Origin of the sequence: Enterovibrio nigricans DSM 22720, assembly GCF_900167155.1 — a bacterium.
Classification (GTDB): domain Bacteria; phylum Pseudomonadota; class Gammaproteobacteria; order Enterobacterales; family Vibrionaceae; genus Enterovibrio; species Enterovibrio nigricans.
Map to the genome: position 1 here is coordinate 1 of NZ_FUXU01000102.1, position 11,280 is coordinate 11,280.

Genomic DNA, 11,280 nt, shown 5'->3' on the forward strand with positions numbered 1-11,280 from the left:
TTATGCTGCTGGTGAACACATTGATACTCCTCTGAACAATACTGCATCCCTCGGTCAGAGTGATGAACTAGCGGGTTGTTAGCCTTGCGCTGTCTCAGAGCATTGGTGAATGCACGTTTAACTGTCGATGCTTTCATGTTGTCATCTAAGTGGAACCCCATGATTTTTCGCGAGTACGCATCGGTGACCAAACTCAGGTATGTGTGGCCTTTGTGTGTAGGGATATAAGTGATGTCGGCAACCCACAGTTGTTCTGGACGCTGAGGCTTCATCCCTTCTTTTACCAAGTTAGGGTGGCAGTGAAAGCGATGGTGACTCTGGGGCGTTTGGTGATAAGCACGCTTATTTCTCACGAGCAATCGATGATGCCTAAGCAACGTAAATAAGCGATCTCTTCCAACAAACAGCGCTTGTAGGCTCAATAAGTAGCACATAACATCCTTTTCAGCAGTCAGTACGCGAACAGGCTAACTGGAAAGACTATCGTTTAGAGTTGTTTGAGGAGTTGATTGAGGAAGGTCGTAAGTTCGGTATTTTCCTTACATTATCAAACCTACGACCTGCAGATATATCAGCAACAATCATGTCTCGTTTCACAATTTATTTATCCATCGTTTAGTTAATGACCGTGATTTTTTTTGCTGGATAACACCATCAGTACATTAGATTCTGTTTCTCGCTCATTGATCCCGAATCTATCCAGAGGTTCTTGTATTATCACTGATACTTCATTTGATTTGCCTATGCTGATCTAAGTGGATGAATTGAAACACAAAAGTAAACCTGATAGCAACGATGTTAACTTAGTATACTTTGGTAAAACTATGTTCAATCTTGCTCTGGCTTACTTTGGGTAATTATTAGATAATTCATCGAGTGATAATTAGTGAGCTGTAAAGCACTTACTAAAGCGCTCAGTGAATTCATCCACTTTATCATTATAAAGTGGATGTTTGATAAGTATCCTTTGCAATATTGCACAGGGTTGTCCTGCTATATTTTCAGCCTTGAATTGTTGCTCTTTCTTGTTAAAACGTTCATTAGTCAGGAGCTCCATAAACTGTGGGTTTGATACTGATTTTACTTCTCTGGTAACAAATTGTTTCAAAATTTTTAGCCTATCAGGATTTTTAACACCTTCAGATAATAGCGGTGATAAATATACTTCTAAACGGTAGTTGTTAGGAAAAATATACTGAAAAGTGTTTAGCGAACGCATAGCATGGAAGTTGTTTGTTATCACCAACCAGTCCGTGATATCTTTGAGTGATTCATTTTCAGTAATAGTAAAGTATGAGAATTCTGCGTTACCAACGGTATCTAAAGATAACGACTCTTTGTACAGGCGGTCACCATTCAGTCCCTTACGAATAAGGTAATTATACATATAGTCAGCTTCTACAACGCCTTCTTTGCGCCCTTTTCCTGATAGAATAATTGGTAGTGATTTGTCGTCTATTGCCATTTTATAAGCATCATCTAGGCGTCTTTCCAAAATGCCCTTGCCAGGTGTTGAGCCAAGCACAATGATACCCTTTGGCGTGAAGTTGGCAGACTTTGGGAATATTTTTCCAGTGTTTCTAAGGACAATGTTAAAAGCCTCATTAGCAATTACCGCTTTGCTTTTATCCAAATTATTGATAACGCGATCTGTATCTACTAAATTTGAAAATTTCTGCAATGCTAGTTGTTCGTCATTAAGACTGTTGTATAGTTCGAAAATCTTATCAAATTGACCTTCGGTGATTTTATTGTTGATATTTTCCGGCAAGACTTTAATAGATTCCAACTCCCTTATACGCTGGTCTAGAGTAGCGTCGCGTGTGATAATATGAGCATCGGCACCGATAGAGAAAACAATTAGAACGACCAATGGAATTTTCTTAAACATATTAATCCTTTTTGATAATTTAGGTTTTATTCGTTGTTATTACTTTTTGATTTGGATTACTTTTATCTGACATTTTCTATACGGTGACTGTCCGTATTTTATGATCAAATAATGTATTATTTCTCTTTAAACTTCAAAGATGAATCAATAGGATAGCAACAGATAAGATCGCTCTGTGACGTATAATTTTGACACAGCTAGATTCAGATAACTTATAGTAGGGAAAAACTCATGAACAGGTTGTAAATGAGTAAAAGGTTTAGCAGTTTTTGAGGCAGAAACGAGACAACGATGATCAGTAGACGTGCTAAGTGGTGTTTGATGCGTTTAAATCTATAGGTCTGCCCCCCCCCCAAGAATAGCGGCTTGAAACGGGTATCGAAGGGGGAAACACGGGGTAAATGGTCTAGGTTTATAGGTTTATAGGTTTACGTAAACCTATAAACCTCATTGAGGTAGCATGCCGAATCCTGTAAACGGTCAATGTCTTCCATTTGACACATCAACTTCTGCGCTCCAGTAACGACAATCCGCTTAACTGGGATTGCCTGACCACGGTTTTAGGGACTTTTGGCGACGTTGAAACAGGGCATATATGACCAACCCAAACTGTCGTCCGCCAGTTCCCAAACGATACGAGCAAACAGTGTGAGTTCTTTTACCCCATAGATACGACATTAGGACACTACAAAGGCTTTCTTGTGCTTTATGGCCTTATCTAAGGCAAACGCGAAGTGTTTCAGGGAGTAGGTTTTAATGACGGTCTACTGCCTAATTGGGTATAGGCATCATAGGGGTCATAAAGCGCGACACGTCGTGCTTTATCCAGTTGAGGTAGTTGATCACAGCGGTGATTTTCCCGTCGCCTGTTGTGGCAGAGAAAAGAATGTGCGTCACTTTAAGTGACGGGTTACTGTTTATCGCCATTGCTTGCGGTGTTCTTTGTCTGTTTGGCATGTAGGGAAGGCTTGCTGTTAACGGTTGGAGTATCACCGTCCAGTTGCTCACGGTCTTTTTGCGTGAGGGCGTAGAGTGGCAAGATACTGGTTAAATCAACAATTAATTGATATATAAGCAAAAGAGAAAGCACCGTCGGGTGCTTTCTCTTATTCAGGTGAACTTCAGTTCGTCAAATAGTAATGATGATTGGCTTTCTTTGCCAAAATGCCGCTTTCCATCAATTCGTCGAACAGTGTATCTACATCGTCAGATGAAAGCAGGAAGTGTTTAGAAACGGCTTTTTTGGAACAGGTAATCACCCCGTTCTGGATTGCGGCTTCAACGCGTTGAGCGAGTGTTTTTGGCTCATCATCCTCTTCCACCGTACTCGCGGTATCATGGATATCTGGTTTGTGCTCTAGGTACCCAACCGGTTTTGAAATTTCATGAGGCGTAATATCAATCTCAGTATGGTGCTGATAGAAGCGACGGAAACGCAGCTCTTCACCAATAACACCAACAAAGAATGCAGCGAACAGATCTAGCAAGATAGAGAGAAAAACAACCAACCCAAATTGCGCTGTCTGCTGAGAAACCGCAAAAGCATCTGCGATACCGTCAATTAATCCAATTGCAGAACCCTGTGTTACTGGTGGAAGAGCATCTCTTTCTTCTGCTAACCGAATTTGTTCTTCTCGCAGTTTATTGTTTTCAGCCTGAATACGGCTCATACCTGTAGCGATACGCTCCATTTCAATATATTTCTGCGCCGCAAGGTTATTGAGTGCTATTTGCTTCTCAATGGCTTCAATTTGTTGGTCATATGCCGTGATCTTTGCTTCTTGAATGGCAATGACGCCCTGTGCTTTGTTTGTTGCACTGTTAATGCCACCCACGCTGCCACCGATGGAAATGGCGGCAAGTACGAGGTAGAAAACGAGCGCTGTGAATGCACCGGTGTAATTTCTATGCGCACGTCGTTCGCCATATTCGTACCAGGCGTAAAATTTACCCGCTTCAAAAATGACAGCTAACGTACCAAACAGGAACATCATTAAAGGGCTGTCATCGATCGACAGAAAGAGTAAAAGCGAAAAAACGGTTGATGTAACAACCGCAGCGCCAGTAAAGCTGTATACGCTAAACATGGCAAAAGGACCTTTGGGATATCTGTACCCCAACATGTTTTTATAATGCATAAGATGTAACAAATAGTGCGTCCCCGCAGGGCAATTAACGAGCAAGTGATGATTTTCCAAGCACAAGGCCGAAAGCAAAAACGTATGCGCGATGCGGGGATCGGGTGATAAAGGCGGGGAGGATACCCCATACAAGAGTTGGATACTTCAACCATCTCTTGTATTCGGGTTTGAGTGTTGAATTAGTCAGCGAATTGTTAATATTTTGAACGAATTGCTTTCGACGTTAGGGGGTTAAGCCTTGATAAGTCGGGAGACGGGCTGTGCGTTAATAGGCTTTGTCACTCTCCATTGCCCATAGGTGGGCGGCAACCAGTGCTTTCCATGGTGAAAATTGTGAAAGCCACTGTTGTGTTTGCTTTTGCGAAAGAGGTTCATCTGAGCCCAATAAACGTTGCAGACTTTTTCTTACTGCCACGTCCCCATGCAGTGAGCCATCCAACCACCCAAAACCTCTCAATAGTGTGTAACTGACTGTCCAAGGGCCAACTCCCTTAATGGCCAGCAGTGCTTTGTCGATGTCTATTGGAGAGACGTCCGGTGAAAGATTTAACTGACCGTTGATGACGCGTTGCGCGACCAATTGGATGGTTTGTGCCTTCGCATTGGAATAGCCACACTTGCGGTATTCGGAGATCGGTAATTTGGCCAAGTGGTGAGGGCTTGGTTGACACCACAAACCTGAACTGTGTTTTATTTCCGACGTCTCAATGAGCCTTCGGCGAATAGAAACTGCCGCTTCAACACTGATAAGTTGCCCGGTGATTGCCCAAACAATGGCTTCAAACGGTGTGGCGGTTTGCGGAATTCTTAACCCTGAGCTGTGCCGAAGTAATTTGGCAATATCGGGGTGTGATTGATACGCCAATTCAAACTGAGCAGTCGGCTGCAAAAGGCCTAACATATTGTTCAATAGAAGCAGTAATGCATTGTTGTCAAAACCGGAAAGATGACCATCTGCGTGAAGCGAAGCAATTGCTTTTTTCTGCTCCAGCGTAATGGTTAAAAGGCAGGGGAGGGCTGATATGACCAGTCCCTTTTTTATCGTGTTGCCTTCCACCAATTCCGCAATAGCACATTTGTCTCTGCGGTGAAAAGCCAGAAAATATTCCGATTGGAAGTTGTCAGGAAGCGCGGTCGTCACTTCGAAGTGTGTAGTCATGCTGATTCCTTTCCATGTTATCCCTCGCCAGCGTAGTGTACCCTGCGTTTTGACGCGAATAAAAGGTATTTTAGTGCACTATAACTGAATGGTGTGGCAGTGATCTATACCTACCGAAATGTGTCATAAACCGTACCAGATTAGCATTGCACTACGAGGAAATATAACGTCTTTCCGGTCGCCCAACGCTGCCGTAATTCACATGGGCCTGTAATTCGAAGGTGCTGACGAGGTACTCAAGGTAGCGTCGGGCTGTGGTGCGACTGGCACCGATTAACGCACCAACTTCTTCTGCATTAAGTGGTTCATCAGAATCAGAAAAGACGCCGCGTATTTTATCAAGAGTAATAACATCGATGCCTTTGGGAAGGCGAGAAGCTAAGGACTCAGATTCAATGTTTGGCGCTTGAATGGATCGTTGCGGGAGGACGGTATCAACATCAGTTTGAGCGAGTGATTCCATCGCCTTCAGTTTGTTCAAATGCGCAAAATATTGCCCGATAACTTCCTGAAGGCGTTCGAAAACCAGCGGTTTTAGGATGTAATAGAACACGCCGCCACGTAGGGCTTCTCGTAGCGTATCGACTTCTTTGGCTGCTGTGATGAGAATAACGTCAGTGGTGCTATTGCTCGCGCGAAGCTTTCTCAGTAGATCTAAACCAGTTCCACTGGGGAAGTGGTTATCAAGGAGGAGCAACTCAGGTTTGAACACATCAACGAGGTCTTCTGCATCCTCTAGCGTATGTGCTATTCCTACCAATTCCACGCCTTCAATTTTTGCCAGAAAGCGCTTTTGAATTTCGGCGATTTGGATGTCATCTTCAGCGATAACGACACGAATTTTTTGAGTCATCGGTAATACTGCTTCCTTTTCACTCATTACAGTCTAGCTGTCATTCATTTCACCTTTAGGGATGTAGACGGTAAATCGACTACCGTACTCATCCCCAGGTTCAAGTAATATTGTGCCATTAAGCTTTTGAAGGAGTTTCTGAACAAGGTGCAACCCATACCCATGACCTTCTTCTTGCTTGCTGGAAACGCCTTTTCTGAAAATGCTTTCTTGCTTATCTTCGGGGATGCCTGATCCTTCGTCTTCTATTTCAAAGATTAAGTCATTTCCCAGATCAGTCATTGATAGACGAACTTCGTGACGCTGATTTCGCAGTGTTGCTTCTAACGCATTGTCGATAAGACTCCCAATGATACTGACGAGATCTTCTCGTGGAATATGATCAGGAATGGCTTTCATACTGCTTTCTGTGTCAATCTCTAATTTTAGCCCTAACTCTTTGGCACGATTGTATTTTCCAAGTAAACAACCAGCGAGGATAGGGTCCGGTATGGCGTCTACTAAAAGCTGTATTAATGCTTGATGGCTTTGGGTTTCCTGTCCAATGAGTGTAAGAGCCTCTTCGCTGGCACCAATCTCTATCAAGCCTGCGATGGTATGAAGTTTGTTTGAATATTCGTGGGATTGGCTTCTTAAGGTATCGGCGTATTGTTGAATTTGTGTCAATTGCTTGCTGATTGAATCCAGCTCGTCTTTTCGACGGAAACTGGAAACCACACCCGTGATTTCATTGTCTTGAAGCATTGGAAGACGATTGACGATCAGATTTCTGTCTTGTAACCAGATTTCTTTATCGAATTGCGGGTCTCCGGTGCGCAAAACCTCCATTATACGGCTGTCTGGAAGTACTTCTTCTATGGGTTTGCCCGATAACTGGGTGTTGGCATCGAGGCCGAGCGTTTCAATAGCAGCGCGGTTAAAGGTCGTGATTATTCCTTCGCTATTCACTGCAATGATCCCTTCGCGAACGGATTCTAACGTGGCGTTTCTTTCTTGGAACAGCTGGCCGATCTGTTCTGGTTCTAGCCCGAAAATGGCTTTTTTGAAATGGTTAGCAAACCATAGTCCCGTGAACACGCTGAGCCCGAAACTGAGCAAGATGACGATATAGAGGGTTGTTTTATAGCGCTCAATGATTCCCTCTACAGAGGAGAGCATGAACCCGACGCTAACGATACCCACTACGCGTTCATTATTTGAGTCAAAAATCGGGGCTTTTCCACGAACAGATGCCCCCAAACTCCCCACCGCTTTTTGGATGTAGGGTTTGCCATAAAGCAGTGCGGGTTCGTTGTAATCCCCTTCGTCATCGTACATGGGTTTACCGACCCGTTCCCAAGAGGGATGCGCAAGCCGAATCCCATTCCTGTCACCAATAACGACAAATCTGGCATCGTTAATGGCAGCAAGATCCAGCGTTAGCGGTTGAAGAAATTCACTGTCACGGCTTTCAACGGCATCAATTAGTTGGGGCATGGAAGATATGGTTTTCGCGACGTGCAGGGCACGTTGACCAATCTGCTCGTCAAGAGAATGGCTTAAATAGGCAAGCGTGAAAAAACCGATCAACCCAGTTTGCAATAACGCCATCATGCCGAGGATCAGCATCATGCGGGTTTTCAGTTTAAACGATCGTAAAGAAAGCATTGATAGATCTTAGTCTTACTGTCTGTTTACATCTGGTTGTCGAGTCACAATACGTTGTCATTTATCTGTTGAAAGGGGGGAATTCTTGCGGCGTATCACGCAAGTGAACAATATGCCCAAAATGAATTTTAAAATTTAAAAAAACATTAAAAACACAAACTTTCCAAGGGTTAGATCTGTAAATAGTGTTGAAGGGTATTAACACATCTCGTCCACAGGACGGAACGACACGAGGAAATACGTATGTTTTCAGCTCTTTTCGCAAAGAAACGCTCACTTGTCGCCGCTTTGGCTCTTTCGTCAGTGCTGGGTGCTGGTGTGGCAAATGCGGCCGTAGAAGAAGTTCACTTTTTGATCCCCGGTGGTGCTGGTGGCGGCTGGGATGGCACGGCACGCGGCACGGGAGAGGCGCTTTCTAAGTCTGGTTTGGTTGACACCGTTTCTTATGAAAATATGTCCGGTGGTGGTGGTGGCAAAGCGATCGCGCACCTGATTGAAGTCTCTGATCAAGCAGACAACACTTTGATGGTCAATTCTACACCTATCGTTATACGCTCTCTTTCCAAAGTGTTCCCACAATCTTTCCGTGATCTGACTCCGATTGCCGCCACTATTGGTGATTACGCCGCTTTCGTTGTTCCAAAAAATTCGAAGTACACATCGTTTAGCGAAGTGGTCGATGACTACAAAGCCAATCCGCGTTCTGTTTCTGTTGCTGGAGGTTCGTCTCGCGGCGGTATGGACCACCTTGTTGCAGCGATGGCCTTTAAAGCGGCGGGCGGTGATCCAAAGCGTGTGAAGTATGTTGCTTACGATGCAGGCGGTAAAGCCATGGCAGGCATGTTATCTGGTGAAACTCAAATTCTTTCCACCGGCTTTTCTGAGGCGCTGGCACTGAAAAATGCAGGTGAAGTTCGCATTCTAGCTATGACTGGTCCTGAGCGTTCGGCGGCGGCACCAGACGTTCCAACACTGAAAGAATTGGGTTACGACGCAGAGTTTACAAACTGGCGCGGATTCTTTGGTGCCCCCGGTCTTTCCGACGCGCAGGCTGACGAATACGCTGCTGTGCTTGAAAAAATGTACGGTACGGATGCGTGGGTAGAGGTGCGTGACCGTAATGGTTGGACAGAAATCTTCAAGCCACGTGCGGAGTTCGTTACTTTCCTTGAAGGTCAGGAGCAGGAAGTGGGCGGTTTGATGAAAGAGCTGGGTTTCTTACGCTAAACACCGGCCTAAAAATGCTGGGCCAACGGACAAGGCCCAGTACCTATCTTACTGATGGGGCTCCCCATCTGCTGTTGTCATCAAGGAGTGTCTGATGATTGTCACTAAAGACCATATCGGTGGTCTCGTATTTCTCTGTCTTTCAGTGGCATACGGGTACTACGCCCGAACAATCCCCATGTTTCCTGGTGATGAGTACGAACCATTTAATGCGCAAACGTTACCCATCGCTCTGTCTTGGATGGGCGGTATTCTTGCCATATTGATGCTCGCGACAGCGAGGCGAGATGCTGCAAGCAAGCTTTCCGTTGCGGGGCTGGATTTCTTACTTGTGGCCAAGCTACTTGCGTTGATTGTGGCATTTGCTTTTGCACTTGAATGGGTTGGCTTCACCTTATCTACGATCTTCTTCTTAATTGGCGGTTATTGGGTACTGGGAGAGCGCAGACCAAAAATGCTCTTTATAGCATCCGTTCCTTTTGCAGTTGGTATCTGGTTTGTTCTTGCGAAACTGCTCGATATTTATCTCGCCCCGGGACGTTTTTTCACGCAGATTTTGGGAGGTTAATGCTATGTGGGATGGAATTTCTACCGGTTTAAGCACGGCGATTATGCCATTCAATATATTGATGGTTGTCGTAGGCTGTTTCGCAGGTACATTTATTGGCATGTTGCCGGGACTCGGGCCAATTTCAGCCGTTGCTTTGATGATCCCGATTACCTACGGATTAGACCCAGCATCCGGCATCATTTTGATGGCGGGTGTATACTACGGCGCTGTTTTTGGCGGTTCAACATCTTCGATTCTTATTAATGCACCGGGTTGTGCTAGCACGGTAGTAACTGCGTTTGATGGCTACCCAATGGCGCAAAATCGTCAGGCAGGTAAGGCGTTAGCACTGGCGGCGTATTCGTCATTCACGGGCGGTACCATTGGTGCAATTATTCTTTTGTTTGCCGCACCCGCACTTGCATCGGTTTCCCTTAGTTTCCAGTCTTCTGACTATTTTGCTCTGATGATCCTTGGCCTGACAGCGGTCTCTGCATTTGCGGGGAAAGGGCAAGTACTGAAAGCCATGACGATGACAGTCTTTGGCTTGATGATTGCCACGATCGGGACAGATGCGATTACCGGCGCACCGCGATTTACGTTTAATAATATCGATTTGGTCGATGGTATCAGTTTCCTGCTGCTGGCAATGGCAACGTTTGCGTTGGCTGAAGTTGTGACGACAGTGATGAAAGGGCAGCACAAAGAAAAAGAAGCTGACATGGACATGGCAGCGTTGGGCAGCATGAAATTGTCTAAAGAAGAAGTGAAAGAAGTCGCTCCCACTGTGGCCCGCTCTTCGCTATTTGGTTTTATTGTGGGTGTGTTACCAGGGGCTGGGGCAACCATCGCTTCATTTTTGGCTTACGGTTTAGAACGCAATATTGCGCCACGTCGATTAAAAGAGAAGTTTGGTAAAGGCGCATTGCGTGGTTTGGCTGCGCCAGAATCCGCCAATAATGCCGCGTCAACAGGCTCGTTTGTACCATTGTTGACGCTGGGTATTCCGGGCTCTGGTACAACTGCCATCATGTTAGGTGCGTTGATCGCTTACGGTATTCAACCGGGGCCGCGTTTGTTTGTGGATAATCCGGATGTGTTTTGGTCTGTGATCATCTCCATGTATTTCGGCAACATGGTCTTACTTATCTTAAATCTGCCGCTTATACCCTACATATCACGGCTGTTGGCTATACCAAGACCAATCCTGATTCCACTCATTTTGTTCTTCTCTATCACGGGTGTGTATCTGGTCAGCTTCAACACTTTTGACATTAATGTGATGGTGATTATTACGATTGTAGCGATATTCCTAAGGTTGTTGGATTTCCCGATGGCTCCCATGCTCTTGGGCTTCATTCTTGGCGGCATCATGGAAAACAACCTCAGTAGAGCGTTAATCATTTCAGATGGCAGTCTTAATTTCATCTGGGAACGTCCGCTTACACTCACGATTATGAGTATCTCTTTATTTGTACTTTTTTTGCCGCTTATTCGCAAAGCATTGGATAAGTTTGGTATTAGAACCAGCATTCAGACAGCGAATTCGCAAGCCGATCGCAGTGATGGCTAGCCGTAGTATTGTCTTAAATGCGTATAGATAAAGCCCCTAATTTGGGGCTTTTTATGTTCGAGCTGCAGTACAAAGTAAATACTTTCAAAGGAATTTTATTGAACACTCTTTTATTCAGGTTGAAGAAAATGTGCACATCGGGTTAGCATGTTACTAGCGATGAGCATGAACGATGACATCGGTATGCGTTGATAGGCTTTGTTGCTTAAATCGATGGAACTAAATCTAGAAGCTACGAT

The 11,280-nt window shown here is 44.8% G+C and carries 9 protein-coding genes and 2 pseudogenes; 4 read left to right on the forward strand and 7 right to left on the reverse strand.

Annotation, left to right across the window (positions count from 1 at the left end; translation table 11 throughout):
• A pseudogene (locus B5D35_RS24150) lies at positions 1–428 on the reverse strand (DDE-type integrase/transposase/recombinase); the annotation flags it as partial.
• On the opposite strand from B5D35_RS24150, the pseudogene B5D35_RS25060 reads away from it, so the two are divergent.
• Positions 429–752 (forward strand): annotated as a pseudogene (locus B5D35_RS25060) (ATP-binding protein); the annotation flags it as partial.
• A 131-nt stretch (positions 753–883) separates the two neighbouring features.
• Here the strand turns inward: B5D35_RS25060 and B5D35_RS20775 are convergent.
• The 6 genes from B5D35_RS20775 to B5D35_RS20800 form a co-directional block, all read right to left on the reverse strand.
• Positions 884–1,891 (reverse strand): YdcF family protein, encoded by a 1,008-nt coding sequence (locus B5D35_RS20775; protein WP_244556688.1) that lies wholly within the window; start codon positions 1,889–1,891, stop codon positions 884–886.
• Positions 1,892–2,662: 771 nt separating this feature from the next.
• Entirely contained in the window at positions 2,663–2,899 is a 237-nt protein-coding gene (locus B5D35_RS24155) for a hypothetical protein (RefSeq protein WP_139367819.1), read from the reverse strand.
• A gap of 113 nt (positions 2,900–3,012) precedes the next feature.
• Positions 3,013–4,029 carry a Preprotein translocase subunit SecY gene (locus B5D35_RS20785; RefSeq protein WP_078754401.1) on the reverse strand — a complete coding sequence of 339 codons (1,017 nt, stop codon included), beginning with the start codon at positions 4,027–4,029 and terminating at the stop codon, positions 3,013–3,015.
• A gap of 268 nt (positions 4,030–4,297) precedes the next feature.
• The gene (locus tag B5D35_RS20790; RefSeq protein ID WP_078754402.1) at positions 4,298–5,191 is read right to left on the reverse strand and encodes a DNA-3-methyladenine glycosylase family protein; all 894 of its coding nucleotides are present in this window, start codon (positions 5,189–5,191) and stop codon (positions 4,298–4,300) included.
• Between the two features lie 151 nt (positions 5,192–5,342).
• A complete protein-coding gene (locus B5D35_RS20795; RefSeq protein WP_078754403.1) occupies positions 5,343–6,044 on the reverse strand; it encodes a response regulator in 702 nt (233 codons plus the stop codon).
• A 33-nt stretch (positions 6,045–6,077) separates the two neighbouring features.
• Positions 6,078–7,691, reverse strand: coding sequence for an ATP-binding protein (locus tag B5D35_RS20800; protein ID WP_078754404.1), 1,614 nt, complete (start codon positions 7,689–7,691; stop codon positions 6,078–6,080).
• 243 nt (positions 7,692–7,934) lie between these two features.
• Between B5D35_RS20800 and B5D35_RS20805 the strand changes: the two genes are divergently transcribed.
• The 3 genes from B5D35_RS20805 to B5D35_RS20815 all read left to right on the forward strand — a co-directional run bounded on the left by B5D35_RS20805 (position 7,935) and on the right by B5D35_RS20815 (position 11,041).
• Positions 7,935–8,918, forward strand: coding sequence for a tripartite tricarboxylate transporter substrate binding protein (locus B5D35_RS20805; RefSeq protein WP_078754405.1), 984 nt, complete (start codon positions 7,935–7,937; stop codon positions 8,916–8,918).
• 94 nt (positions 8,919–9,012) lie between these two features.
• Positions 9,013–9,486, forward strand: a complete 474-nt coding sequence (locus B5D35_RS20810; RefSeq protein ID WP_078754406.1) for a tripartite tricarboxylate transporter TctB family protein — start codon at positions 9,013–9,015, stop codon at positions 9,484–9,486.
• A 4-nt stretch (positions 9,487–9,490) separates the two neighbouring features.
• Entirely contained in the window at positions 9,491–11,041 is a 1,551-nt protein-coding gene (locus B5D35_RS20815) for a tripartite tricarboxylate transporter permease (RefSeq protein ID WP_078754407.1), read from the forward strand.
• Positions 11,042–11,280 lie beyond the last annotated feature (239 nt).